Origin of the sequence: Sphingomonas sp. So64.6b (genome assembly GCF_014171475.1) — a bacterium.
Classification (GTDB): domain Bacteria; phylum Pseudomonadota; class Alphaproteobacteria; order Sphingomonadales; family Sphingomonadaceae; genus Sphingomonas; species Sphingomonas alpina_A.
On record NZ_CP048817.1, the window covers coordinates 454,982 to 480,064 of the forward strand.

27 protein-coding genes and 1 pseudogene are annotated in these 25,083 nt (G+C 62.8%); 21 read left to right on the forward strand and 7 right to left on the reverse strand.

Annotation, left to right across the window (positions count from 1 at the left end; translation table 11 throughout):
* Positions 1 to 2: 2 nt before the first annotated feature.
* The 6 genes from G4G27_RS02100 to G4G27_RS02125 are packed head-to-tail and all read left to right on the forward strand — an operon-like array spanning position 3 to position 3,091.
* Positions 3 to 299, forward strand: coding sequence for a FliM/FliN family flagellar motor switch protein (locus G4G27_RS02100; protein ID WP_183111671.1), 297 nt, complete (start codon positions 3 to 5; stop codon positions 297 to 299).
* Positions 296 to 718 (forward strand): hypothetical protein, encoded by a 423-nt coding sequence (locus G4G27_RS02105; RefSeq protein ID WP_183111672.1) that lies wholly within the window; start codon positions 296 to 298, stop codon positions 716 to 718. Before G4G27_RS02100 ends, G4G27_RS02105 begins: the two co-directional genes overlap by 4 nt.
* Entirely contained in the window at positions 709 to 1,425 is a 717-nt protein-coding gene (gene fliP / locus G4G27_RS02110; protein ID WP_183111673.1) for a flagellar type III secretion system pore protein FliP, read from the forward strand. Before G4G27_RS02105 ends, fliP begins: the two co-directional genes overlap by 10 nt.
* Positions 1,425 to 2,153, forward strand: coding sequence for a sigma-70 family RNA polymerase sigma factor (locus tag G4G27_RS02115; protein ID WP_183111674.1), 729 nt, complete (start codon positions 1,425 to 1,427; stop codon positions 2,151 to 2,153). Before fliP ends, G4G27_RS02115 begins: the two co-directional genes overlap by 1 nt.
* Positions 2,154 to 2,159: 6 nt before the next feature.
* A complete protein-coding gene (locus tag G4G27_RS02120; RefSeq protein ID WP_183111675.1) occupies positions 2,160 to 2,741 on the forward strand; it encodes a hypothetical protein in 582 nt (193 codons plus the stop codon).
* Positions 2,742 to 2,746: 5 nt separating this feature from the next.
* Complete coding sequence (locus G4G27_RS02125; protein ID WP_183111676.1) at positions 2,747 to 3,091, forward strand: hypothetical protein; 345 nt, start codon at positions 2,747 to 2,749, stop codon at positions 3,089 to 3,091.
* Positions 3,092 to 3,106: 15 nt separating this feature from the next.
* Here G4G27_RS02125 and G4G27_RS02130 read toward each other — a convergent pair whose 3' ends face one another.
* Genes G4G27_RS02130 through G4G27_RS02150 form a run of 5 tightly spaced genes read right to left on the reverse strand, consistent with a single transcriptional unit; the run spans position 3,107 to position 8,434 of the window.
* Entirely contained in the window at positions 3,107 to 4,252 is a 1,146-nt protein-coding gene (locus G4G27_RS02130; protein ID WP_183111677.1) for a tetratricopeptide repeat protein, read from the reverse strand.
* Between the two features lie 30 nt (positions 4,253 to 4,282).
* A complete protein-coding gene (locus G4G27_RS02135; protein WP_183111679.1) occupies positions 4,283 to 6,313 on the reverse strand; it encodes a flagellar biosynthesis protein FlhA in 2,031 nt (676 codons plus the stop codon).
* Positions 6,310 to 7,398, reverse strand: a complete 1,089-nt coding sequence (locus G4G27_RS02140) for an EscU/YscU/HrcU family type III secretion system export apparatus switch protein (RefSeq protein ID WP_183111681.1) — start codon at positions 7,396 to 7,398, stop codon at positions 6,310 to 6,312. The genes G4G27_RS02135 and G4G27_RS02140 overlap by 4 nt, the downstream gene beginning before the upstream one ends.
* A gap of 2 nt (positions 7,399 to 7,400) precedes the next feature.
* The gene (locus G4G27_RS02145) at positions 7,401 to 8,156 is read right to left on the reverse strand and encodes a flagellar biosynthetic protein FliR (RefSeq protein WP_183111683.1); all 756 of its coding nucleotides are present in this window, start codon (positions 8,154 to 8,156) and stop codon (positions 7,401 to 7,403) included.
* Between the two features lie 8 nt (positions 8,157 to 8,164).
* Positions 8,165 to 8,434 carry a flagellar biosynthetic protein FliQ gene (locus G4G27_RS02150; protein ID WP_183111685.1) on the reverse strand — a complete coding sequence of 90 codons (270 nt, stop codon included), beginning with the start codon at positions 8,432 to 8,434 and terminating at the stop codon, positions 8,165 to 8,167.
* Positions 8,435 to 9,425: 991 nt separating this feature from the next.
* Between G4G27_RS02150 and G4G27_RS02155 the strand changes: the two genes are divergently transcribed.
* From G4G27_RS02155 to G4G27_RS24100, 4 genes and pseudogenes are all read left to right on the forward strand, one after another.
* Positions 9,426 to 9,593 carry a hypothetical protein gene (locus G4G27_RS02155; protein ID WP_183111687.1) on the forward strand — a complete coding sequence of 56 codons (168 nt, stop codon included), beginning with the start codon at positions 9,426 to 9,428 and terminating at the stop codon, positions 9,591 to 9,593.
* A gap of 2 nt (positions 9,594 to 9,595) precedes the next feature.
* A complete protein-coding gene (locus G4G27_RS02160; protein ID WP_183111689.1) occupies positions 9,596 to 10,024 on the forward strand; it encodes a DUF2958 domain-containing protein in 429 nt (142 codons plus the stop codon).
* 90 nt (positions 10,025 to 10,114) lie between these two features.
* Positions 10,115 to 10,870: pseudogene (locus G4G27_RS24095) on the forward strand (ParB/RepB/Spo0J family partition protein); the annotation flags it as partial.
* The gene (locus tag G4G27_RS24100) at positions 10,868 to 11,314 is read left to right on the forward strand and encodes a HEPN domain-containing protein (RefSeq protein WP_244624749.1); all 447 of its coding nucleotides are present in this window, start codon (positions 10,868 to 10,870) and stop codon (positions 11,312 to 11,314) included. The pseudogene G4G27_RS24095 and the gene G4G27_RS24100, both read left to right, overlap by 3 nt.
* 60 nt (positions 11,315 to 11,374) lie before the next feature.
* On the opposite strand, the gene G4G27_RS02170 is transcribed toward G4G27_RS24100, so the two are convergent.
* Positions 11,375 to 11,848, reverse strand: a complete 474-nt coding sequence (locus G4G27_RS02170) for a MucR family transcriptional regulator (RefSeq protein WP_183111693.1) — start codon at positions 11,846 to 11,848, stop codon at positions 11,375 to 11,377.
* Between the two features lie 419 nt (positions 11,849 to 12,267).
* On the opposite strand from G4G27_RS02170, the gene G4G27_RS02175 reads away from it, so the two are divergent.
* The 7 genes from G4G27_RS02175 (at position 12,268) to G4G27_RS02205 (ending at position 19,737) form a co-directional block, all read left to right on the forward strand.
* Positions 12,268 to 12,588 (forward strand): DUF736 family protein, encoded by a 321-nt coding sequence (locus tag G4G27_RS02175; RefSeq protein ID WP_183111695.1) that lies wholly within the window; start codon positions 12,268 to 12,270, stop codon positions 12,586 to 12,588.
* Between the two features lie 474 nt (positions 12,589 to 13,062).
* Positions 13,063 to 13,314 carry a hypothetical protein gene (locus tag G4G27_RS02180; protein ID WP_244624516.1) on the forward strand — a complete coding sequence of 84 codons (252 nt, stop codon included), beginning with the start codon at positions 13,063 to 13,065 and terminating at the stop codon, positions 13,312 to 13,314.
* 325 nt (positions 13,315 to 13,639) lie between these two features.
* Positions 13,640 to 15,586 carry a relaxase/mobilization nuclease RlxS gene (gene rlxS / locus G4G27_RS02185; protein ID WP_183111697.1) on the forward strand — a complete coding sequence of 649 codons (1,947 nt, stop codon included), beginning with the start codon at positions 13,640 to 13,642 and terminating at the stop codon, positions 15,584 to 15,586.
* A 109-nt stretch (positions 15,587 to 15,695) separates the two neighbouring features.
* Positions 15,696 to 16,106: a ribbon-helix-helix domain-containing protein gene (locus G4G27_RS02190; RefSeq protein ID WP_183111699.1), complete on the forward strand. Its 411-nt coding sequence runs from the start codon at positions 15,696 to 15,698 to the stop codon at positions 16,104 to 16,106.
* Positions 16,103 to 16,294, forward strand: coding sequence for a helix-turn-helix domain-containing protein (locus tag G4G27_RS02195; protein ID WP_183111701.1), 192 nt, complete (start codon positions 16,103 to 16,105; stop codon positions 16,292 to 16,294). The genes G4G27_RS02190 and G4G27_RS02195 overlap by 4 nt, the downstream gene beginning before the upstream one ends.
* A gap of 540 nt (positions 16,295 to 16,834) precedes the next feature.
* Positions 16,835 to 18,790: a hypothetical protein gene (locus tag G4G27_RS02200; RefSeq protein WP_183111703.1), complete on the forward strand. Its 1,956-nt coding sequence runs from the start codon at positions 16,835 to 16,837 to the stop codon at positions 18,788 to 18,790.
* Between the two features lie 23 nt (positions 18,791 to 18,813).
* A complete protein-coding gene (locus tag G4G27_RS02205) occupies positions 18,814 to 19,737 on the forward strand; it encodes a PfkB family carbohydrate kinase (protein ID WP_183111705.1) in 924 nt (307 codons plus the stop codon).
* Between the two features lie 10 nt (positions 19,738 to 19,747).
* Here G4G27_RS02205 and G4G27_RS02210 read toward each other — a convergent pair whose 3' ends face one another.
* Positions 19,748 to 20,242, reverse strand: a complete 495-nt coding sequence (locus G4G27_RS02210) for an NADAR family protein (protein ID WP_183111707.1) — start codon at positions 20,240 to 20,242, stop codon at positions 19,748 to 19,750.
* Positions 20,243 to 20,292: 50 nt separating this feature from the next.
* Between G4G27_RS02210 and G4G27_RS02215 the strand changes: the two genes are divergently transcribed.
* The 4 genes from G4G27_RS02215 (at position 20,293) to G4G27_RS02230 (ending at position 25,066) form a co-directional block, all read left to right on the forward strand.
* Complete coding sequence (locus tag G4G27_RS02215; protein ID WP_183111709.1) at positions 20,293 to 20,682, forward strand: helix-turn-helix transcriptional regulator; 390 nt, start codon at positions 20,293 to 20,295, stop codon at positions 20,680 to 20,682.
* Positions 20,683 to 20,777: 95 nt separating this feature from the next.
* On the forward strand, positions 20,778 to 22,025 hold the full coding sequence (locus G4G27_RS02220) for a hypothetical protein (RefSeq protein WP_183111711.1): 1,248 nt from the start codon (positions 20,778 to 20,780) through the stop codon (positions 22,023 to 22,025).
* Between the two features lie 58 nt (positions 22,026 to 22,083).
* Positions 22,084 to 23,937 (forward strand): hypothetical protein, encoded by a 1,854-nt coding sequence (locus tag G4G27_RS02225; RefSeq protein ID WP_183111712.1) that lies wholly within the window; start codon positions 22,084 to 22,086, stop codon positions 23,935 to 23,937.
* On the forward strand, positions 23,930 to 25,066 hold the full coding sequence (locus tag G4G27_RS02230; protein ID WP_183111714.1) for a hypothetical protein: 1,137 nt from the start codon (positions 23,930 to 23,932) through the stop codon (positions 25,064 to 25,066). Before G4G27_RS02225 ends, G4G27_RS02230 begins: the two co-directional genes overlap by 8 nt.
* The last annotated feature ends 17 nt before the right edge of the window (positions 25,067 to 25,083 follow it).

The following is a 25,083-nucleotide window of genomic DNA, read 5'->3' on the forward strand; positions in this document are numbered from 1 at the left end:
ACATGACCGAACACAAGATCAAGGCTGGCGTCGCGCCCGCCGGGGCGCAGCCGACCGCGGACCGCGGGATCAACACCAGGCTTATCGAGGCGGTCGAGGTTAGCCTGGATGGCCATCTCGGCCGGGCTAGAATGACGATCGCCGAACTGAGCGCTCTCGAACGTGACGCGGTGATCACGCTCGATGCGGCGCTCAATTCCGCGGTCGAGCTTCGGCTTAATGGCGTCACCGTCGCACGCGGCGAACTGGTCGCGGTCGGTGACAATTTTGCCGTGAGACTGACCGAGATCGGCCAGTGAAACGGGCGCTGCGATTCCTGCCGGTCTTCTTTTTATGGACGCCGCCGGCCTGGGCCGGCCATGCGGTGGCGGGCGCGCGGACCAGGTCCTTGGGGGGCGGTGGCGACCTCGATATCTCGCTCGGCAGGATCATTATCTCGCTGGTGATCTGCATTGTCATCGCCGGCCTTGCCGCGCTGCTGATCAAGCAACGTGGCGGCAAGTTCGACCTGAAGGCATGGCTCGCTCGGATCGAGCCGCGCACCGGCGAAATTCGCATCGTCGAGACCCGAAGGCTCAGCCTGCACGCGGACATCAGCGTGGTCAGGCATGGCGACCGCGAATATCTACTCCTGCTGCAGCAGAACAATGCGCAGATCCTGCGGGAGCGCGCGTTCCCACAGCCGCTTGATGCCGAGCAGGGTTCGCCATGCGATTAAGGACAATCGCCTGTGTCGCGCTGTCCGGCGGGATGCTTGTGGTATCGACGCCTGCCTGGGCCGCAGCCTCGGGCGGTGGCCTGTCGTCCGACGTGGTGCGCACCGCCCTGATCCTCACCTTGCTCGCAGTCGTGCCATCGATCCTGATCTGCATGACCAGTTTCGTGCGCATCATCATTGTGCTGTCGATGGTCCGGCATGCCTTTGGCATGCCCGAGACGCCGCCCAACCCGGTGCTGATCAGCCTCGCATTGTTCCTGACCGCGTTCACCATGTCGCCGACGCTGACTGCTCTCAATACGTCCGCGATCCAGCCGTTGCTCGCCAACCGGATCGGCGTGGAGGAAGCGATTGCCAAGGGCAGTGCGCCGTTGCGTGACTTCATGCTTGCCCAGACCCGCGACGCCGATATCGAGGCAATCTATTCGATCGCCAATGCGACGCCACCCGAGCGACCCGAGCAGGTCGATATCCTCAAGCTTGCACCCGCCTTCATGCTCAATGAATTACGCGTTTCGTTCACGATCGGTTTCGTCATCCTGCTGCCGTTCCTGCTGATCGACCTGGTCGTGTCCGCGATCCTGCTTGCGCTGGGCATGATGATGGTACCGCCGGCGACGATCTCGCTGCCGATCAAATTGCTTATGTTCGTGCTGATCGACGGCTGGAGCCTGATCCTCCAGGGAGTGCTGGGAAGCTTCCGCTGATGCCCGGCCGCGACCCGTCGGGACTTGAACTGGTCATCGATCCGGTGCGCCAGGAAGCCTCGTTATGGCGTCGTTACCGTTTCGAGGACGATCTGCGCTGTCGCGAAACCTTGTTCAATCGCTATTTCTCTCTCGCAAGGGCGGTCGCCGCGCGGCTCTTCCGTCAGCGCATGACCACCCGGCTCGATCGCGGCGATTTCGATCAATTCGCTTGCGAGGGATTGCTCCATGCGCTCGATCGTTATGATCCGCTGCGCGGCGTGCCCTTCAGCGCCTATGCCCGGCGCCGGATCGCCGGCAATGTCGCCGATGGCATTGCCACGATGAGCGAAATCGATGCGCAATTGAGCCATCGCCACCGGATCGAACAGGAGCGGCTGCGGTCGATCGTGTCGGAGGGCGGCGATGCGATCGCTTCATTGTCTGACCTGGTGGTCGGCCTGGCGCTCGGACTGATGCTGGAAGGCACCGGCCTGATCGATCAGGCTGCGGCGGATACCCGCCCTAACGCCTATGATAGTCTTGCCTGGCGCGAATCTCAGGCAATTCTGGTCGGCGAAGTGAGCGTGCTACCGGACAAGGAGCAGGTCGTGATACGTCAGCATTATGATCATGGGCTGCCGTTTACGCAGATCGCCGAGTTGATGGGGCTGAGCCGGGGGCGTGTATCGCAACTGCACCATGCCGCCCTAGGCCGGTTGCGAAAACGATTGAGAGCAAGGGGATAAAGCGTGATGACGAGCGTGACATTATGCAGCGACGACGAGCTGCAGGAACTGATGGCGGCGATGCAGTCGGACGACCGGGACGAGCTGCAGCGCGCTGACCGGCTGATCGACGCCTATCCGGCCGACCCGAGGCTGCATTTCCTGCGCGGCTCGGTCCTGGCCTCGATTGGCCGCCCGATCGAGGCGCTGCCGTCATTGAAGCAGGCGGTAGCGCTCGCACCCGATTTCGCGATCGCACGCTTTCAGCTCGGTTTCTTCCAGCTCTCCTCAGGTGAAGCGGTTGATGCGCTGACGACCTGGGGCCCGATCGCGCTGTTGCCGGAGGGCCATTATCTGCGCTTCTTCGTCGGTGGTCTGACTCATCTGATCCGCGACGAGTTCGATGAGGCGATCGCGCGCTTCAATGAAGGGATTGCCGTCAACGAGGAAAATCCGGCACTGAACGGCGACATGCAGCTGATCATCCGCCAGATCGGCGATGTCCAGAACGCGGTCGCATCGGACGCCGAGGCGGCCGAGGGCGGCGACACGGCATCGGCCACTAGCTTCCTGCTCGATCAGTTCTCCGGGCAGAAGCGGCCGAACTGACCGGTATGACCCGGATCAATCCCGCGGATCAGGTCCTGCTGCTGTTGCAGGAACAGCTCAACAGGCTGGGCAAGGACCGCGCCGCGCCGCGCGGGCGGCCCGCTCCGGCGCAGGGCCCCACGCCAGAACCGATGGCGCGGCTCCGCGCCCTGGCGGGACGCGACGGCATTACCGATGAGGATATGAAGCGTGCGCTGGTTCGCGGCCTGATCATCCAACAACTCGGCGAAGCGATTGGTAACGACCCCGCCTTTGAAGCTGTCGCGGGCGATGTCGCGCGGATCATCGGCGCGTCTCCCGCCGGGCGCGAGTTGCTCGACCGCGCGATGCGCCAGCTCTCCGCCCCCTGATGGACCATTCTCGGCTCAGCCGGCGCCCAGGCCCATCTTCGCCAGTGCCTGCCCGATCGTGCGGCCGCTCTCGCCAATCGGCGTTCGCGCCGCATGATCGAAGATCCGCCGCGCGGTGACCTGATCGCCGCCGCTGGCCGCGATCAGCGACTTGGCGAGCGCCGCGGAATAGCATTTGCGATCGAGCCGCAGCGCGATGTCGCTCTTGCGTGTCGCCTCCGCGATGTCGCCGCCGAGCAGATCGAGCACCGCGAGTGACCCATGGGTCTCGGCGAAGGTCGCATCGAGCGCCATTGCCGCCTCGAATCGTGCCCGGCTCGTGATCGTGTCACCCGCAACGAAATACGCCCATCCCGCCGCAATCCACGAGCCGAGATGATCGCCGAACAATTCAGCGCCATGATCGATATCCGCTGCGGCGCTCGCACTCTCACCCGTCATCAGCTTCGCCAGGCCAAGACCGATCCAGGCGCGGGGCAAAGATGGGTTGGCGGCGAGCGCCAGGTCAAACAGAAAGACCGCCTCGGTGGCCCGCTCATGCCCGAGCGCGAGCGTGCCCTTTGTGGTCAGCGCGTCGGGATGCGCACCGGCCTTGGCCGCGCAGGCCTCGGCCAGCGCTTCGTCGTCAATGTCCAGCGCCAGGACAGAGACCGCTGCCATCAGGCCGTGATGGTCGGGATGGAGCGTGATATAGTCGCGTGCAACCTCGCCCGCCGCGTCGAAATCCCCAACTTCATGCAGCAGCTGAACCCGCAGCATCGCGGCCTGGGCAAGGTCGCGGGCGCTGTCGTCGTCGAGTATCTCGAGCGCCGCTTCGAACTCCTTTAAATTGGCGCGCGCCCAGGCAAGGTTGAAGCGCACTGCACTATCCTTGGCGCCGTCCGCGACCAACCTGCTGAATATCTCTGCGGCCCGGTCGAATCGTTTTGCCTGGAGCGCAGCAAGACCGGCAAGATTGGCTTCGCGCGGCGGCAGCGGAGTGATCGCCGCATAGCGGTCAAGCAAGTCGCCGGCGATCTGGGCCTCGTGCGCATCGAGCGCGGCTTCGGCGGTGTCCGCGAGCAGCGCGAGATTGCCAGGGTCGCTTTCGAGCAGCCGCAACAGCATGGCCATCCGGTCCGTGCGTGCGGTGTCGGCATCGTGGTCAGCGAACTCGGTCATGATACGTCCTTCGAGCTTTTAAGGCGGCGATCATGCTTCCATCCGCACGATGTCGAATGATCGCAGATTGATGCGCATTGGAATTTCGTTGACCGACAGCACTGACAATTTGGGGACGCTGCGCCGGGTAAAGGCTTTCAAATGGCGCCGCAGTTCAGGGCCGCACAGCAGGACCGGCGCACGCCCGTCGCGGTACATCGCCTCAGCCATGGTCGATAATTTGCGGATGAGTTGCTCGGCGAGCCGCGGTTCGACCAGCATCGCACCCGATGCCGCGCTCTGCCCCAGATTGGCCGAAATCTGGTTTTCGATTCGCGGATCGAGACTGAGTACCGCCAAATCGACATGCTTGCCGCGCAGCTGGTGGCAAATCGAATAGCTGATGCGTTGCCGAACGAGCTCGGTCAGTTCAGCCGGGTCCTTTTGGGTCCGGGACAGATCGAGCAGATGCTCGAGGATCAGGTCGAAATTGGCCACCGAGACGCCTTCGGCCAGCAGATTCTGCACGACGCGCTGGATGTCGGCGATGGCAAGCGCGTTCGGGATCAGCTCCTCGACCAGACCGGGCTGCTGTTCGCGGGCGTCCTCCAGCATCTTCACCACGACGTTGCGCGTGACCAGGGTCGCCATTTCGCTGCGTACGATCTCGGCAAAATGGGTGACCATGACGGTGACCGGATCGACCACCCGCAGTCCCAATTCGCGCGCTTCGTCCGCGAGAGACCGGTCGATCCATGTCGCCGGCAGGCCAAAGGCGGGATCGCGCGCCTCGATGCCGGGCAGGGTCGTCGGCTTGTCGTCGCTGCGCACCGCCAGCACGGAATTCGGATGGATCTCGGCCAGCGCAAAGCGCGAACCGAACAGGCGGATCTCATATTCCAGCGCGCCGAGGCCGGCCCCGTCGGCCACGCGGACGGCGGGAAATCCGATGCCATAGTCCTGCTCATGCAGGCGACGCAAACTCGCGATCCGATCCATGATGATCGGTTCTTCGTCTTTCCAGGCATCTCCCAGCTCACTGCCGAGGCGGAGTTCGAGTGCCGGCGTTGGTCCGGTGCCGACCATGGCGCCGTCATCGACGATCATGCCCTTCTCGCTCGCGGCGAGTTCGGTGGCGGCGAGGCGCGCGCGATACCAGCCGAACAGCGACAGCGCGATGATCAGGACGATCGGCCATTTCGGCATGCCCGGGAGCAGCAACAGGATCATCAGCGCGCCCGCGACGATCAGCGGAATCCGCGGGACCGATGCGAGCTGTCTGAACACCTCGGTGCTAAGCTGCCGATCGGCCGCCGAGCGCGTGACGATGATCCCCGTCGCGATCGCGATGATCAGTGCGGGAAGCTGGGTCGCGATGCCGTCGCCGATCGTCAGCAACGAGAAGTGCTGAAGCGCGTCGGACCACTCCATGCCCATCTGGACGACGCCGACGATCCAGCCGGCGATGATGTTGATCAGCAGGATGATGATGCCGGCGATCGCATCGCCCTTCACGAACTTGCTCGCGCCATCCATCGCACCGTAAAAGGATGCTTCCTTTTCCAGTTCCTCGCGCCGCCGCACCGCTTCCTTCTGGTCGATCAGACCCATGTTGAGGTCGGCATCGATGCTCATCTGCTGGCCGGGCATCGAATCGAGCGTGAAGCGCGCGGCGACCTCCGACACGCGCTGCGCCCCCGATGTCACCACGACATATTGAACGACCACCAGGATCAGGAAAACCACCAGGCCGATCACGAAATTGCCTTGTACGGCAAAGGTCCCGATCGAGGCGATGACATCGCCCGCGCTGCCGCCGGTCAGGATCAGCCGCGTGGCCGCGACGTTGAGCGACAGGCGGTATAGCGTCGCGACGAGCAGCAGCGAGGGAAAGGTTGAGAATTCGACCGGTTTGCCGACATAGAAGGTCAGCAGCAGGATGGTGAGCCCCAGCCCGAAATTGATGATGATCGCGAGATCGAGCAGCGCCGGCGGAATCGGCGAGAACAGGATCACGAGGATCAGGATCATCCCGATGACCAAGGCCAGGTCCTTGGTGTTGCTGAGTAGCCGGTTGATCATCGAGGGTCCTTGTCGGCCGATTGCATCTGCATTTCAGCCAGCTTGTAATAATATTCCGCCACGGCGTGATAATGCTCCTGGCCGATCTCGCGGCCGGGCTCGCAGGCGGCGTAGAGCGCGCGCGCAAGTGCCGGGCTTTCGAAGATCGGAATACCCAGCCGGTGCGCCAAGGTCTTCAGCGTCAGGGCATGGAGATTGCGCCCCTTGGCGCGCACGACCGGGGCACCCGGCTTGGCGCGATCATAGCCAAGCGCCACCGCGACATGCTCCGGGTTAACGATCAGCATGTCCGATCCGGGGAGCGCGCCCAGTCCGCCAGACCGTTTGACGAACTCGGCATGGAGTTGCTTGCGCTTGCTCTTGATGCGCGGATCGCCCTCGCGTTCCTTGGCTTCGCGGGTCACGTCGCGCCGGCTCATGCGCATCTGCTTGCGGAACTCGCCGCGTGTGAGGATCTGGTCCAGCGCTGCGAAAAAGAAAGCGATCGCGATGAAAGTCCACAGCATCGTTATCGCCGAACTGCGCAGCGCTGCGCTGAGCGTCCACGCGTCGTTGATCGCGCTGCCATGATCGCGGATCGCGCGACGTATCAGGAGAACAGCGACGACTGTGTAGACGCTCATCTTGAGCACGCTCTTGAGCGCTTCCTTGACCAATCGCATCGAGAACAGCCGTTTGAACCCCTTGGCCGGGTTGATGCGGCCGAAATCGGGCTTGAGCGGCTCCGCGCTGAATACGAACCCGCGGAGCTGGATGATCTCGAGCAAACCGACGATCGCGACGACCGTCCCGCCGAACAGGACGATTGCCTGGAGCGCCGGCCAATAGGATCCGGCGACGATCGCGGTCGCTTCGTGCGGATCGCCCGCGCGCTCCATCCCGACCGCGAGTGCCCGGCGCATCATTTCGGCAAGCCGGCCGACCAGTGCCTCCCCGGCGATGGTCAGAAAGCCGGCAAGGGCGAGCAGTCCGCCGAAGAAGCTCAGATCGGTACCGCGCGCGACCGATCCCTTTTCGCGTGCGCGCTGCAGCTTGAACGGCGTCGCTTCCTCGCTTTTATTCTGTTCCTGACTTGCCTCGGCCATGCTCAGATCAGCCTGGGCGCTGTTTCGAGCGCGTAACGCAGCATGCGCAAGAACAGCGATGTCGCGAGCGTGATCGCGAACGGCAGGGTGGCGAGCAGCACCATCGCTTTCACCTGAAAGCCAAGCAGCATGACATTCATCTGGGGGAGCGTGCGCGACATGAAGGCGATCACGAGATCCGACAGGAACAAGGCGAGCATGATCAGCCCGCCAAGGCCGAAGGCCATGACGAAGACGCCCGAGATATACGTGCTGAGCACGGCGATATCGCCGCCGATCGCTGCGCCGCCAAGCGGGACGCTGTCAAGCGATGCCGACCAGATCGCCAGCAGGTCGGCCGGGCCTTCGGTCGAGAAAAAGATCATGCCCGCGGCATAGGCGAAAATGGTCCCAACCAGCGGCATACTCGATCTGGTGGTCGGATCGACCAGCACAGCCAGGCCGAACCCGGCCTGGATATCGAGCGCGCGGCCGGCCGTGAGCAGTGCGGCAAAAGCGAGCTGCAGCGACAGGGACAGCGCGATGCCGAGCAATAATTCTCCGAGCGCGGTGATGAAAAGGCCTTGTGACCAGAAATCCACCTGCCAGCTCTGCGCCGGATGGGCCGACACCAGCCAGGCAGCGAGCGAAATGCTCAGCAATACCCGGACCGTGGCGGGCACGCGCAGCAGCGTGAACGGTGCGGTGAACGCGAGCGTTGGCGCGATGCGCAAGCTGATCAGCAAAATGGCGACCGCCTTGTCAGTCAATTCACCCATGACGGTCGCTAGCTGGCAAGTGTCGGAATCATGAGATAGAGCGAGGTCGCAAACTGAGTAAGCCGGCCGATCATCCACGGACCGATCGCAATCAGCAGGAATGCCGCGACAAGAATCTTCGGCACATAGCTGAGCGTCACTTCCTGCAGCTGTGTCGTGACCTGGAACACGCTGATCAGGAGGCCGACCAGCAGCGTCGCGATCAGGACCGGGCCAGCCACGATCAGGCTGTTCCAGAGCATCAGATTCAACATGCCTAAAGCACGGTCGGCGCCCATTTGATCCCCCGGGAGTACTGGCCCGCGATCCGATCGAATCGACAGCCCCATGCCAGTACGTCAAATCTAGTCAATTCGGCTGGCGAGGCAAAACAATTGCGCTTGCCGATCAACGAAAAGCGCCGAAGTGAAGCCATTTGTGGTGGAGGGGCGGAGCGGAGCCTTGTGCGGTGAAGGTCTGGTTCGGCGGCGATTGCACCGGCATTGGCGTTCCGTTGCGCGACGGACGGGGCCGTTGTGATCGAGACTCGTGGATTTCCACCGTTGGATATTGTGGATTGGTTCACGGGCGCGTTGCCATCGTAGCGGAAGATTCGTTGGGACTCGACGTCGGCGTTTTACGAACATCGACGGGCTTGACGCCTCGAACACGCATCGTGTGCGATCGCGCTCTATGCCTCGGCTGCGCTGGCGCGCAGCGTCGCCACCGAGCCCAGGCCCCTGGCCGGTCTCGGCCTGACGGTGACGATCGCCTGGCGCCGGACCGGCGGGTACGCCGGACCGAGATGGAGCGGGGCAATGACGCGCTCCGGCGGCGGTTCGCTGGCGCTCGATCTTGCCGGGGAGCGGCGCCTGATGGCGGGGCCCCGCGGGCGCTCCGGCTCGGCGGGTCGGGGCGGTGCGTCCGGGCTCGCGAGACCGGCGACGTCTGCCGCCTTTTCTCGGATCCCGACCCAGCACCGCCTGATCCGCCCGTTCGCCGGGGTTCCCGTCTTTTTGTTGGAGGCGGCTTTGCCGCGGGTTGATGGTCGCTGCGCTGGCGCGCAGCGGCGTGCTTGTGCCTCTCCCGGACAAGCGCGGATGGGCGGCGCTTCCTGCTAGGCCCGCCCGCGTCGCCGGCAAGCCGGGCCTGCGGCCCGGCTCCTCCATTGCATTGCGGCCCCTTGGGCGCCGGCGCCGCTTGTGGCGGGCCTCTCCGGTCGCATTCTGCCGCCCACCCCGCTTTTCCGGGGAGCCGTGTGGGTTTTCGGGGCGGTGACGGAGGCTAGTGATGCGTGTTCAAACTTCCCCCAACAATTGTGGCAGGTGTCTGAGCGGCGCCGCGAGCGCGGCGAGCAAGGCCGCCGACTGGATGCTCGCGCGCCATTCAGCGCACCGCGCCACCGCAACAGGCGGCACGGTCGATCGATCGTCGCTCGCTTTGACCGGGGAGCGCTGACCATGCACTTGCTCACGCCCGCTTTGCGCGCGGCACTGCGCGCCAATGCCGAGACTCACCGTGCCGCGACACGATCGGGCGCGCGCGAGCCGGGCCCCGTGCCAGTGGTCAAATTCTTCAATCCGCTTGGTGCGGCGACATGGCTCGCGACCGAACTCGATGACGATGGCGATACGCTGTTCGGCCTTGCCGACCTTGGCTTTGGCTGTCCCGAACTCGGGTCGTTCAGCCTTGGCGAGATTGCCGCAATGCGGCTTCCCTTCGGTCTGGGAATCGAGCGCGATTTGCACTTCACGAGCGATGCGCCGCTGTCGCGCTGGGCCGATACCGCGCGCCGCGCCGGGTCGATCCTGTCCGCAGCGCGGCTGCTGCGCGCCGTGGGCGCGACACCAACCCACAAACTTCCGCCGTCCGAATCGGATGGCGGCTGACGCAGCGGGCGCGTTTCGCCCGCGATCAAACCGGCCCCGCCCAAAGGCTTGAACAATCGACGGGACCGGTACTCACAAAGGAGTAGAACCATGAAACTCGATTTTATCCCGCTCGACAAGCTGTCGGTCAGCAAATCCAATATGCGTTTTGCGAAAAAGGCACCCGACGTGTCCGACCTGTTGCCGACGGTGCGCGCACGCGGCGTGCTCATGCCGATCCTCGTCCGGCCCAATTGTGCGCCGGGCGGGTTCGAGATCGTCGCCGGTCGCCGTCGGTTCACCGCCGCTGGCATCGTGGCCGACGAGCGCCGCGCGGCGCGGGAGGAGGTCGAGCCGATGCCGTGCGCGATCCTCGACGATGGCGACGATGCCGACGCGATCGAGGCATCGCTGATCGAGAATATCGCCCGGCTCGATGCCGACGAAGTGACGCAGTGGGAGACGTTCACCCGGCTGGTGAAGGAAGGTCGCACGATCGACGATATCGCCGCGACCTTCGGTCTGCCCGAACTGACCGTCAAGCGCGTGCTCGCGCTTGGCAATCTGCTACCGCGCATCCGTTCACTCTACGCCGCCGAGAAGATCGACCGCGCCACGGTGCGCCACCTGACCTTGGCGTCGAAGAGCCAGCAAAAGGCATGGCTCGCGCTGGCCGACGACGCACAAGCCTATTGCCCGACCGGCCATCAATTAAAGGCATGGCTGTTCGGCGGACAGTCGATCCCGGTCAGCCATGCGCTGTTCGATGTCGACGCGAGCGGGCTTGCGGTGATTGCCGACCTGTTCGGCGAGGACCGCTATTTCGCCGATGCCGATGCGTTCTGGACCGCGCAGAACGCGGCGATCGCGGAAGCCCTTGCTGAAACACAGGATTATTTCGAGGAGTGGTTCGCGAGCGCAAAGAACTTCGAAACCCTTGCTGTTGCCGCGCGGGATGGCGGAATGCCCAAGGAAGCAGCTTTCCTTTTCCACCAAGCGACAGAGCGGCTCTATCAGTGCCTATTCCTCGTGCGCACGCTCTACATGCCGAAAACGCATAATCTGAACCGGCTTCGCTCTCTCGCCGAAGATCTGGAACCCCGACTGAAACAGGTGTGGCCGTCGACAAACAAAGACGAGCGACAAGCCTATGCGCGACTTCGCGAAGCTTGCATTAAGGCGCGCTATTCGCGCGAATATCGCATCACTGCGGAGCAACTAGCGTGGCTCGGTGAGCGCGTCGCGGTCTTGAAATCGGTCGTCGAGAGCGCGTGTGTCGAACGCCTCAATACGCTGGCTAACGCGGCTTGAGCCCCATTAAAGCGGCTCGCGCCGCTCGATTTCTGCTCGAGCGGCGCTCGCTGTCGAAGATTAGGTGGCTTTGGTGGAGCTCTTGCGAGCGGCAGGCTTTTGCCCTGGCTTGCGACCAAGGCCAATCTTCTTGGCCATCTCGCGCCGCGCGATCGAGTAGTTCTCGGCAACCATCGGATAATCGGCCTTGAGGTTGTAGCGCTGGCGATACTGTTCCGGCGTCAAACCGTTTTGTGAAAGGTGCCGGCGGAGCATTTTGTACTGCTTGCCATCGATCAGCGAGATAAGGTGGTCCTTCGACGCGAGCGACTTGCGGACCGTCACGGCCGGCGTGAAGTCTTCGCTCGGCCCAGTTTGATCGACCCCGTCAGCAGTCTGCGATGAGCCGCCAGCCAGTTCATTTACCGTGGCGTGCATCGTCCGAAGAAATGCCGGCGCTTCATCAGCTGAGACACGGTTATTCGGATTGGACAGCCAGGCGATGGTTAGTTCGGTCGCCAGTTCGACGGCATTCAGCGAGGTTTCGTCGGTCACGTCATTCTCCAGTCGGGGCGATGTTGTTCGCGCTCGTCCTATCGGCACAATTCGCGAGATACCACCATAATGGAGTTATTCCGTCGCTCAACATTGGCGCGATACGGGTCTTGATAGGCATCCGTTCGGACCAACATCGTTGCTTCCAACCGCTAGCAGATCATGATCCCTCTTACGCTGAAGTTCAACCGTCTCCGAGCTCGAACGCCCTTGACCTATGACCGGTCGGGTCGATCGAAACCATCGTGACGCAGCTATTTTCCCCGCAGCTTCCCTGCTCCTCGCGCAGCAAAATAGCTGCTCGCTCCGGTCCTTCGCTGTCGCTTCGGCCTGTCGGTTCGAACGCCCCTTGTCCCGGTCATCTGGTCGGCGTGTCGGCACGGGAACGGTTCTCATGCCGCAGACAAGGAGTGAAGATCATGGCTGCAATCGGATATGTTACCCGCAACGACGATGGCTCGTTCAAGGGCCAGCTCAAGACCCTCAGCATCCGCGCCGATATCGAGATCGTCGCCAATCGTTCCAAGGCGGCGGATAGCCAGCCCGACTACCGCGTATTGGCGGATGGCGTCGAAATCGGGGCCGGCTGGATGCGCCGTTCGGAAACTTCGGGTCGCGATTATGTGTCGCTGAGCCTGGCGGCGCCGGAGTTCGGGCCGCGCCGGCTCTACGCCAATCTCGGCCGCGCCGCCGGCGAAGCCGATGACCGGTTCGCGGTCATCTGGAACCCCGCCGACTGAAGAAATGGCCCGGCTCCGGCACATGAAAAGTGTCGGGACCGAGTCTTTTGCTGTGCAATCGCACTTGGTTGAGCGCGCCGTCCGAAGAGCTCGGCCGATGCGGAGATCGGGGAGGGGCTCGTCTCGGATCGTCCGAGCATGGCGGCTGGCGGCACGCCTGTGCAAGGCCGGCGGCCCCGCCAATTTTGCTGCGATATGGAGCGTGCTGCGCACGCGCGTGTGTTTGTAGCGACGCAACAGAATCGGTTCCTCCGCCGCCGCTGACGCGGTGCCTTCGCTAACGCTCCGGCAGCCCTGACAGCCGCACCGCCAACCGCCGTCGAGAGCTTGTCTTCGATGATGAAGGCGCAAGGGACAGGAGGTTCTCATGACCATGTTTCAACCAATCGCAGTGGCTTCGGATCGCGTGATGGCAGCACTGATCGCTGGGCTTGAACTGCAGTTCGGGCGCGGTGCGGCGGAGGGGTTGGCGCAATGTTTTTGGCTGCGGAAGAGACGGATTTTCACTGGGATGCGCGCAGCGAAGAGCGCTGGCTGGGCGCATATGAAGCACCGCAAGATTGCGAGTTCGAGCTTGATCGGGTCGCGATTTTAGGACGCATCGATGGGCAGTATTTCGTCGCGGTGTGCATCGTGGATGGCGATGGCATGGCGCACGGTTTGATCGGAAAACGGGTGTTTGCGCGGCGTCAGGCTGCGGTTGACGCGTTCGAAATGCAGCGCTGATCGGTGGTAGATTCGTGGCCGGGATGCGGTGTCGGAGCGGCACGCATCCCGGCCTTTTTTGTCCTCGGCGCAAAGGGGCGGGTGGGCGAGAAGTAGCAGTGTGAAAGTTGGAAAGGCGATCGGGAAGGGTAGGGGCGCGTAAGGCAAGATAGAAAGCCGTGCCTCCATGCTGGTCGGCGGTCGGCGTCTGCACGTCGTTTTTGATGGAGGCATTACCGGGGCCATGCCTCCAGAAGCGCAATTAATGGCGATAATCAGACGCGCGCTGTGGAGGCCCTTGAAGCGCTCCATACTGATCCCCTCATTGATGCTTTTGAGGACGATCATGGCCGATGATGATTTCGATCTGTGGCTTGGGCGTGTCGCTGCCGACAGGCCGCTGCTTCACCGCATGCGCGCTGCCATCAACCGTGCTGGCGGTATGAACCGGCGCACGCGCAGCGGCTTTACCGGCGCGCGGATCGGCCGCGGCAGCGGGGTCGGCAGGATCCTTGCCGGGACCGGCACCAGCAACGGATCGTCAGGCCGTCGCGTGATCGTCAAAGCGCGGATCGTGAAGCTCGCCGGCAAGGGCTTTGCCGGCGCCACTGCGCACCTACGCTATCTGCAGCGCGATGGCACCACGCGCGAGGGCGAGGGCGGTACGCTTTATGGACCGGAACAGGACGCCGCCGATGGCAAGGCTTTCCTCGAAAGGGGCAACGGCGATCGCCACCAGTTCCGCTTCATCGTCGCGCCCGAAGATGGCGCCGAATATGAGAATCTGAAGCCGCTGGTGCGGCGCTGGATGAAGCAGGTCGAGCAGGATCTGGGAACGAAGCTCGACTGGGTTGCGGTCGATCACTTCAACACCGGTCACCCGCACAGTCACGTCATCGTGCGCGGCAAGGATCATCTCGGCAAGGATCTGATCCTGGCGCGCGAGTATATGACACAAGGGCTCCGCGCGCGGGCGGCGGCTTTGGTCGATCTCGACCTCGGCCCGCGAACCGCCGCCGAAATCGATCGTGCCAACCGGCGCGAGATCGACCAGGAACGGCTGACCAATATCGACCGGCGTCTGCTCGCCGCACGTGATGCGGGTGGGCTGGTATCGCCTGCCCATCCCGATGGCGTCGAGCAGAGCCTGCGCGCGGGGCGCCTGCAGACGCTGGCACGCATGGGCCTGGCGACCGAGGAGCGTCGCGGATCCTGGCGGCTCGATGCAAACCTGACCGCGACCCTTACCCGTATCGGCGAGCGGAATGACATCATCCGCACGATGCAGCGAACTCTGACCGAGCGGGCGCCCGAGTGCTCGCCGGCCGATTATGCCATCTTCGACGCGTCGAACGCGCCTGACAAAGCAATCGTGGGTAAGGTGGTCGCGCGTGGCCTGTCCGATGAGGCGAACGACCGTCATTATCTGATCGTCGACGGGATCGACGGGCAGAGCCATTATGTCGATCTCGGCGTCGATGCCGCGCCGACCATGATGCAGAGCCTGGTCCGCGTCGCACCGGTCAGCGTCGCGGCGCGTGAGGTCGATCGCACAGTCGCGGAGATCGCTGCCGCAAACAACGGGACTTACAGCGTCGATCTTCATCTGCGGCACGACCCAGTGGCGACGAACTCTTTTGCGCAGACGCACGAGCGGCGGCTGGAAGCGATCCGGCGCACCACCGGCGGGGTCGAGCGTAATCCTGACGGCAGCTGGACGATTGCGGCCGATCATGTCGCGCGCGCCGAGGCCTATGAACGCGAGCGCGCCGGTCGCAATCCGGTGACGATCGAAACGCTCTCGACCAGAGCAATCGGCGTGCTGCCGACGCATGATGGTGCGACCTGGCTTGACCGCGAACTTGTCGCCGAGCGGCCTGTCGAGCTTGGCCGGGGGTTCGGGGCGGATGTGCGCCAAGCGCTCGCGCTACGCCGGCAATGGTTGATCGAGCAGGGATTTGCCGAGACCGAAGGTGATACGATGCGTTATCGCCGTAATATGCTCGCGCTGCTGCAGCAGCGCGAGCTTGGCAGCGTTGCGGGACGGCTTTCCGCCGAGCTCGACAAGCCCTTCATCGAAGCGCGGTCAGGGCAGGCGATCGAAGGAATTTATCGCCGGTCGATCCAGGTCGGCGATGCCCGGTTCGCGCTGATCGAGAAGAGCCGGGAATTTACGCTGGTTCCGTGGCGGCCGGTGCTCGAGCGCTCGATCGGAAAACCGGTCAGCGGCATCATACGGGAAGGGGGCATCAGCTGGACCATCGGACGGTCGCGCGGGCTGGGCATCTCATAGGCCGCGCGTTGTCGTGCGTGACTGGCCGGTTTGAGCCCAACAGCGCCCTTCATACTGCCGTCGATAGCGTCGATCCTCAGGCATCGATTCCCATGTCGAGATCCTCCTCATGAAGACGTTCAAGACCCGCCACCAATTCTATCTTCCCGATGACCTGACCGAGGCGCTGGATAAGCTCGCCGGCAAGCCGGGCGCGTCCAAGACGGCCGTGTTGACCGATGCGCTCCGTGCCTGGCTCGACCGTCGCGCCGGCAACGAGCTGGATCAGCGCTTCGGGCCGCGGCTCGATCGGCAGAACCGCACCAGCGATCGGATCGAGACAAAGCTCAACAGCGTTTCCGCCATCCTCGATTTATTCGTCGCTCACCAATTGACGATCACTGCCCATCAACCACCGTTCGATGACGTGACGGGTCAGCTGGGCATGAAACGCTATCGGCAGTTCATGGACCAGGTCAGCCGCCAGTTACAGGCCAAGCGTGGTGATGAGACGCTAGCACCCGTGGAATTGAAGCGATGAGCACCGCGCTCGATAGCCTGATCACCGTCCGGATACGCGATGCGTGCCGGATCACCGGTATCGGCCGATCAAAGCTTTACGAGCTCATTGCAAGTGGCGATGTCGAAACGATCAAGGTCGGCGCCATCACCCTTATTCCGGTGGACAGCTTGCGGGAATTCCTCGCCGGTCTTCGTCAAGGTCGATAATGCGCCGATTACCGTCGTACGGCCGCTCCAGAGCCAATCCCGAAAGCCGCATCGGTTCATACCGCAACAAGTGAGCTTCGTGCATCTTTGGTGGATTGCGGCACGGTCGCTTACGGCGCCAGCCGCAGGTAATCGGACGTTCGTTCACAGGGCGCGGCAGACCGCTCGAATGCAGCCGACTGGGTGAAAAAACGGCCTGTCCGATTTGGGCAGCGCAGATGGACCTGCCTCCGCTAACAGCTTGGTAGTCAAGATGAACGGCAGGAAGCGGCCGCGCCAGATCGTGCCGACGTTGCTGTCAGACGGGATAGTCCTCTTTGCTCACCTCAAGCTACTCGTCGGGCAGGGGATGGAGGGCGCGCGGATTGCGGATGTTGAGATCGCCGCCCCACCAGTGCTCAGGTCGTAGCGGCCGCAGCCAACGACCTGCGGGCGAAGGCTCGTTATGAAGACGGCAGTCTGAGAGCCACAGGACGGGACGGAAACGGACCTTGATTGGAATCGGTCGCGGTTCGGTCCGTCGCGAGCTACGGTCCGCAGATGACCATTTTCTCGGATAAGTTATCGCGTCTCCACGAGACGATCACGCTAGTCAGTGGCTGCGGCAATGGTGAAATGGCGCATGCCCTGCAGGAAGGCCGGGATCGCACCGTGATAGGAGTCGGCTCAGGCGGCTCCGCGGTTGCTGCTGAATTTCTCGCGAGATGTCGTGCCACGCTTGGTTTCCGACGCACCGTCGTGATGACGCCGATGGAACTCGTTTTGTCTGGAGAGAGCTGTCGCGGCTGTGAGATTTGGCTGTTCAGCGCAGGCGCTGACAATCCCGATGTCGCCGCCGCCTACCGCACTGCGACGCAGTCAGGTGCTGTGGCGGTTCGGCTTGTCACCGTATCGCAGTCGGGCGCCACCGCCGTCGCGGCGGCGGCGAGCACCAAAAGCTGTCTTTACGTACTTCCCGTGGCCGATCCGAAGGACGGTTTCCTCGCCACTCATTCGATGACGGCGATGATCACGGCATTGTTGCTGGCTTGCGATGCGCTCTGCGAGCGGCCGTCCGGCAATTCACTCGCGGACGCCTTTGCGCAGACGGCGCGGGAGCTACTCGCACCCGATTCGATCGCGGCCAACGCCATGCTCGGTTTTCGAACCGGGGATACGTTGCTGCTTTTATGCGATCCGCGCGTCAGAACCATAGCCGTACTGGTCGAGACGTCGCTTTGGGAAACCGGGATCGCGCCTGTTCAACGAACCGACTTCCGCAACTTCGCGCATGGTCGCCACGTCTGGGCAGCCAAATATCCGAACCAAATGTTCATCCTGGCACTGACAGCCGCGGAAAGCCGTGCGGTGTGGCGTCCTATTGCCGAGGCGCTGCCGACCGGCTTGCGTGTCGGGGAGCTCGACTTTGGCGCCGCCGGGAGATTCCGGTGCGCGGTGGGCGTGTTGCAAGGCCTTCATATCGTCCGCTCGCTGGGCAGTGCGGCTGGTATCGATCCAGGGAAACCGGGGCGCGGCGAGTTCGCAAAAGCAATCTACGACGACGCGAGCCTTGATCGGTTGTCGATGGAACTGTCGGGAGCTGCGCGGCACAAGCTAACGGCACGAGAGGCGCACGATCCCCTCGATGATGAGGGCGCCTGTGTGTGCATGACCGCGCGAGAGCGCATTGAGAGGCTGAGAGAGGCCCGCTTCCGCGGGGTCGTGCTCGACTATGATGGCACGATCGTCACCACCCAGGCCCGGCTTGAAAGGCCCGATCCCCTGCTGATCGAGGAGCTTGTAAGGCTTGTCGATGGTGGCATGATCCTCGGCATTGCAACGGGGCGCGGGGGATCGGTCGGTGACATGCTGCGCGAAGCACTGCCGGAACGCGTTCACGCCTTGGTCACCGTCGGCTATTATAACGGCGGGCACCTCAGGATGCTTGATGTGAACATCGATGAGGACCAACCGCGACAGGATGCAGATATTCTGGGAGTGGCTGACTGGATCGAAGCCGAGGGCCTTTTGTCCGCCGGCAGGTCTGTGAAACGAGGCCGGGTGCAACTTGCCCTCAACCAGGCGCATCTCGCGGAACCGGCTCGATTTGCGGAAAGGATACGAGCCTGTCCAGAGGTAGCCGATGGGCGCGTTAAGGTGCTGCGCTCCCATCACAGTTTCGACTTGGTGCCGCAGCGCAGCTCCAAGCTTGCGGTCGTGAACGCGGTGGTGGCGCAGGCTGGCGATCCTTCTGCAAAAGTGATCGGAATCGGCGACAGCGGTTCACCGCTCGGCAACGACCATGAGCTTCTTTCTGGGGCTTATGGAATCAGCGTGGACAGGGTTTGCGGGAGCCTTAACTGCTGCTGGACGTTCTTCGGAGACACGCTCACAGGACCGGCCGCAGTGTCAACGATACTGCAGGCGATGCGAGTCGAAGATTCGCATGGCACCTTCGACACCGACCGCATAAGCTCGACGGATAAGAACATAATTGGTACAATAATGGGAATATGAATGATTCGCGGAACCCTTTGACGATGGCAACGGAAACGGTCGACGTTGTCGGAACCGGCTTCACGGTGCTGGACCGCATTTATGCGGACCTGCGCGCCGTCGCGTCGGAGGAACTGGGCGGATCCTGCGGTAACGTTCTGCTGTCTCTTGCCATGCTGAGCCGCTGCGTTGCGCCGGTCCTCAATCTTGGTCTGGATGACGTCGGCAACCGGCTCGTGGGCGAGTTCAAGGGCGCCGGCGCGGAAACAAGATACATACGGCGTCGCAGCGACCGCCGGTCACCGGTCTTGGCCCAGCACCTCGATACCGTGTCAGGGAGTCATTTCTTCGCTTTCACCTGCCCCGAGACGAACGAGGAACTGCCTGGTTACGAGCCGATCGAATGGCAGGATGTCGAGCACGCCCGGCCGATGCTAATGAACTGCGCGATCTTTTATACCGACCGTTTGTCGGACGCGATCGTGGAGGCGATGGAAACCGCCGCCGGAGCAGGGGCCATCGTTTATTTCGAACCTTCCGAGGTGAAGCGCGCGGACCTGTTTCGGCGCGCCGTCGCGGTGACTACCGTCCTGAAGTTTTCCGCTGACCGCCTCGACGGGTTCATGAATGAAGGCGTTCCGAGTACGGCGATTTCGATCGTCACTTATGGTGAGGTCGGACTGGAGCTTCGTATGGGAAGCAATCGGCATTGGTGCCATTCCTATCCGGCACCCGAAGTGCGCGATACCTGCGGGTCAGGCGACATGGTGAGTGTAGGCTTGATCGATTGGCTGCTGGCCCATCGCGCTTCGCGCCAGAGCGGCTTTGATCTCGATATGTTGGTGCCCGGCATCGAGGCCGGGCAACGGCTCGCGGCGGAGAATTGCGCCTATGTCGGCGCACGAGGCCTCTTCCGCCAACGTGGTGCGGCTTATGCTCGGTCAGTGCTCAGCGGCGAGGTCGAATAAGCACCCCCGCTCAGGCCGCCTTGCGGGTTGGGCCGATCTCGCGGGCTTCACCGCGCAGCTGATCGCGAAGCTCCATTAGCAATTCGCCCAGCATATTCCGACCTTGGCCGTTGACCTCGCCCCACAGGCGGTTGACCTCGTTGTCCACCGTAGCTGCCTCAACGAGACGTGCCGATTGCGTGGATAGCAGCAATTCACGCAAGTCGGGGTGCTGCGTAAATTTCGCGCGCAGCACGCCTCGCATGCGATCGAACTTGCTCTGAGACCAGCCCGGCACGACGTCCCAATAATAGAGGCCGTGTGCCGCCATGGCGAGCAACGCTGGTGAGGGCGCCGCCATCAGCCAGGCCTTCACCTCGGGCTTGCGCGCCTTGCCAGCCTGATAAGCGTGCTCGCTCGTCGAATAGACATCGCCCTCGAACTCGATCTCACGCCGATACAGGTTGCTGAACGCGCCATACGGCTTCTCGCTTGCCCGATAGAACCGGATCTCGCCGTCGCTCATTTTTCAGCCTCCTGTTGCAAATACGCACGTTCAGTACCATGCAAATTAGCATGAAGCCGACTCGCAAGGAAAGGACTGATTTAGAACGGCGGATCCGGCAGGCTCGGAAGCGTTCGAGCCTGACCAACGCGGCCTTGGCGGACCTGGCGAAAGTGGATCCAAGCCAAGTGTCCCGGATTTGCCGCGGCGATTTTCGCACTATCAGCGACAGTGTCGTGCGAATCTGCACAACGCTGAAAGTTCCGATCGCGGCACGCCCCGCATCGTCTGGCGTGCGCGGCGCGTCTCGGCCGGATGCAGCGTCGGCAGCCGAAATCCGCACCGATGCGGCGTGGGCCCGCCTGGAAAAGTCCGTCCGCAAGATCTGGGACCGGACGCCGCAGGGCGCTGATCGACTTGCCCGCGTGCTGGAAGCGGTCGCCGAGGTGCGGCGCGGATAGGGCAACAGACCACAGAGCCCGGCGGGATGCCGCCAAAACGGATCAATTGAAACGGCGGCGTCGGCGCCTGCAACGCGTCGACGGTCGATTACGGGATGCAATCGTCTGTCCAACGTGCCAACGTGCCGCTGGTACTTGCGGGGGCGCAAGCATTACGGAGGATAGAGCGGGTCCGAACCGCCGGTAGGTGGCACCGGCAGACAAGTGCGTGGGGAGGCTGGTGCGTGAAGAAGGATCTGGCCGAGAATCTTCTCGCGAAGATTATGGGCTGGACGGATGCGGAAAAGGCGATGCACCGTGCGCGCCTCGAGAGCTTCGCCAGCTATAAATATGACGAGTATCAGCAATTCTCCCCCGGCCGCCGCTTCATTGAGAGCCTTGCGCTGTGGCTGGCGCAATTCGCGGCGGGCAGCGAACGCCGGACAGCCTATGATTTCGTGTGCAACCGGCTGATCTTTATCTCAATGGACGAGATGAACCATCTCGTCGAACTCAGTTTTCCGACGATCATCAGGCCGCTGCTCATCGCCGCCACGGCAGCCGAACTCGGCGTGGATCCGGATCATATCAAAGCGATTTTAGCGACACGAGAGTATCGAATGCGCTTGCGCCGAACGCTAGTGCTGGGGATGAGCGACGGCGCGAGGACGGACTGGTTCAGGCGCGCCAATCCGCAGGATATGTCCAACGAGCAGGTCTTCCACGCCTATGACGTTTCCGAAGGCAAGACCGGCGACATGGTCAAGAAACTGAAGTCGGCGCTCCGTCAGATTCTCGATAGGGACTCGACTGACGAGGAATCGCGCTTCGAACATGTCGTGCTGCTCGACGATTTTTCCGCCAGCGGGACAAGCGCTATCCGCCGGGATGACGACGGCGTGTGGGATGGCAAGATCCCGAAGATCGTCGCCATGCTCGACGCCGCCGACGGGCTGGGATCCGCGATCGCGGATGCCGGCGTAACTCTTGTGATCGTCGTATATGTCGCGTCGGAACAGGCCATCGTGCACACCAGGGAGCTGCTGGAGAGCCTGACATTCTCGAAGGGCTCGATCCTCTTCGACGTGGTGCATCGGCTTGGCGCCGAGATACGCCTCGACGATGTTCGCGATGCGCCGATGCTGGCGCTCGCCAATCAGGATCGCTATTTCGATCCCGACGTCGACGATCGGCATGGCGCCGTTGGCAAAAAATCAAAGCGGCTGGGGTATGCCGAAGGCCGTCTTCCCGTCGTGCTTGGCCACAACACCCCGAACAACTCGATCTTCCTGATCTGGGCGCCCGACGAGACGACCGTGCGGGGGCTCTTCCCCCGGGTCGATCGCCACCGGAAGCTGCAATAGGATGAGAAACCCGTTTCGCATCCGCGCTTCCCAGCGGTCCGTCAGCGATGAGGAGTTCGTGCAACTCTTCGGGGCGGGAGCGCTCGACCTCATGGAGAAAGTCGCCGATCCGTGGGGGGGGCTTGTCTTCCTCCGCAGCGCGCCTGGTGGCGGCAAGACCAGTTTTCTCCGCCTCCTGACCCCTCGGCCCCTCAGGCTGACCGATCAGCTTGCCGATACCGACCAGCAGGTAAAGGAGACGCGCGACGCGCTGCGGGACGTCGGTGCTTTGACGTCGTCGGGTCCCGACCTTCTAGGAACCATGGTAGTGTTCACCAGCGAATATAGAGAAATGGCCGGATTCGACCGTGCCAACGCGCTCTTTCGCGAACTGGTCAACTCGCGCATCGTCATCGCGACGCTGCGCGCCGTCCTCGATCGCGCGGGCCGTGCCTATCCCGAAGACCTCGACAAGATCCATTTCGATTGGGCGCCGGAATCGGGGGCGACCATCCCCGCCAGCGCCAATGGCCGCGACCTGTTCAATTGGGCGTCAGAGATTGAACGGGGCTTCTACGAGCGGATGGACGATCTTGGCGTTACGCCGCCGGTCAAAGGCGGGCACGCGCGGCTCGACGGTCTTAAATGGTTCGCCCATGTCCGCATTCGGGATCCGAAAGGGCCGGTGGAGGTGAAACGGGTTCTGCTGCTCGACGAGTTGCAGACACTTGCCCCTGGCCAGCGCACCAGCCTGATCGAATTTGTAACGGCCGCTCGTGAACAATGTGGGGTCTGGATCGCCGAACGCCTTGAAGCGCTCACCCACCGCGACCTGCTTTCGGAAGGAGCGCTGAAGGACCGCGACTATGAGGGCATCATCCAGCTCGAGCGCCGCTGGAGCGGATCCAAGGCGAAAGTGTTCGGGCGCTTCGTCGAATCCATTGCCAATCTGCGCGCCGCCAAGGCAGATGGGTTCGAGAACCGGAATTTCTTTACGCTCATTGAAGAGCATGACGGCCTGACAGCCTGGTCTGAGCGTTTCGATGAGGCGAGCGCGAAGATCGAACGCCTGATCGGCGACGCGAATGGCAACGGCAACAGGTACGATAATTGGCTGGATGAGGGGCGTGGCCGCTCCGGCTCGGCGCTCGATCGTGCCCTGCATTGGCGCACGACCCAGATATTGGTGGCGCGCGATCAGCGGCGCGCGCAATCGTCTTTCGATTTCGACGCACTGGCCTCCCAGGAGCTCGAAAAACGCGGAAGCAGCGCGACGGAGCGCGCCGCCGAACACTTTCTCCGCACTGAAGTGGAAGCGCCGATCTATTTCGGCAAGGAGGTGCTCAGCGCCGTCTCGTCGTCGAACGTGGACCAATATCTCGAGGTGGCGGGCGAACTGTTCGAGGAAATTCTGGCAAAGATCCGGTTCCGCCGCGAGCAACCGATGCCGCTATCGCCGGAGCGTCAGGACTCCCTGATCCGCAAGGTGGCCGCGTCGCGCTGGGAGGGTTTGGTGCGTCGCTTGCCGCGGGGTTACGAGGCCAGGCGCCTGCTCGAAGCGATCGGGGAATATTGTCGCCAGCAGACCTTCAGGGAAAATGCGCCCTATGCCCCAGGTGTCACCGGCATTGCGATCACCATGCAGGATCGTGCCTTGCTGATCGATAGCCCGGATGACGATGTCCGCCATTTGATTCCGCTACGCGACGTCTTGACGTCGCTGGTCGCCCACAATTTGCTCGTCCCAAAGCTCGATCATCAGAACAATGGGAAATCGCTCGTCGTCTTCTATCTCAATCGCCTGCTGTGCGTTCAGTTCGGACTTCCGTTGGGCTATGGCGGCTGGCGCGCCAAGTCGCTCAAGGAGTTGATGCACTGGCAGGAGAAGGGCGCCAAAGCCGAGACGTTGGTCAAGGAGGCGACCCTTGTCTGACGATAAGGCGGTCATGCGCTGGGATCCTTACTCGCTCACGCGCGATGCCGAGTTCGACGGGTTTTGGCGTGCCCACCTCGCGAAGCGGGACCGGCTCATACTGTTGGTCCTGGGGCGCGGGTTCGATGTGCGCGCTCTCGAAACCGCGACGCGGCTGAAGGGTGTCGGGGCGAATGTGGCGGTGTGGCTACTCGCCTATGACAATGGCCTCAACGACAGCGTCAAACGATCGGCTTTGACCCAAGCGAACTATGACGGACTGGTCGCGCTGTTCGGTGCGGCCGCGATAACACCCATCGACATCGCGATTGGGGGTACCGCGGGTGAAACCGCGACATCACGCAACACCAAGGCTGCGCTCGAGGCGGCGGGCGATTGCCTACTCTTCGACGATCTCATCGTCGATATCAGCGCGATGCCCCGCCTGGTGGCGATGACAACCGTCGCCGTTCTGCTGGCCAAGCTCGATGGCGTTGCGCGCGCTGGCGGAAAAAGCGTGAACCTCCACGTGACTACAGCGGAGAGCGTATCGGCCGACAATGACGCTGCCCAAGGTACCCTGCAGGATCAAGTGACTTTGGTCGTGGGTTTTTCGGGGCAACTCACGTCGCAGACGACCGAAAACTGGCCTCGCGTGTGGTTTCCGGTTTTGGGAGAACGTCAGCAGGCGCGGCTCGACCTGATCCGCGATTTCATCGATCCCGACGAGATATGCCCGGTAATTCCGTTTCCGTCGCGCGCGCCGCGGCGCGGTGACGAGATCATCGATGAACACCGCGCCATCTTGTTTGACGAGTTTCAGATCGAGCCGGCCAATATTCTGCTCGCGTGCGAATATAACCCTTTCGAAGCCTACAAGCAAATCTTCGTGGCGATGGACAGGTACCGGCGGGCACTCAGAGAGATGGGCGGATGCAAGGCGTTCGTGTCGCCGATTTCCTCCAAACTCCTCTCGATCGGTGTGCTGCTCGCATGCTACGATCACCGCTTCGGTGATGTCTCCGGCGAGCGCCTCGACGTTGGCATCCCATATGTCGAGACCGCTGTTTACGGCGATCCGATTCAAGACGAGCAGTCGGCGTACGAGCTCTATTCGATGTGGATTCGCGGCGAGTGGGAAGAAGTTTGACGTGCCCGCTGACCATG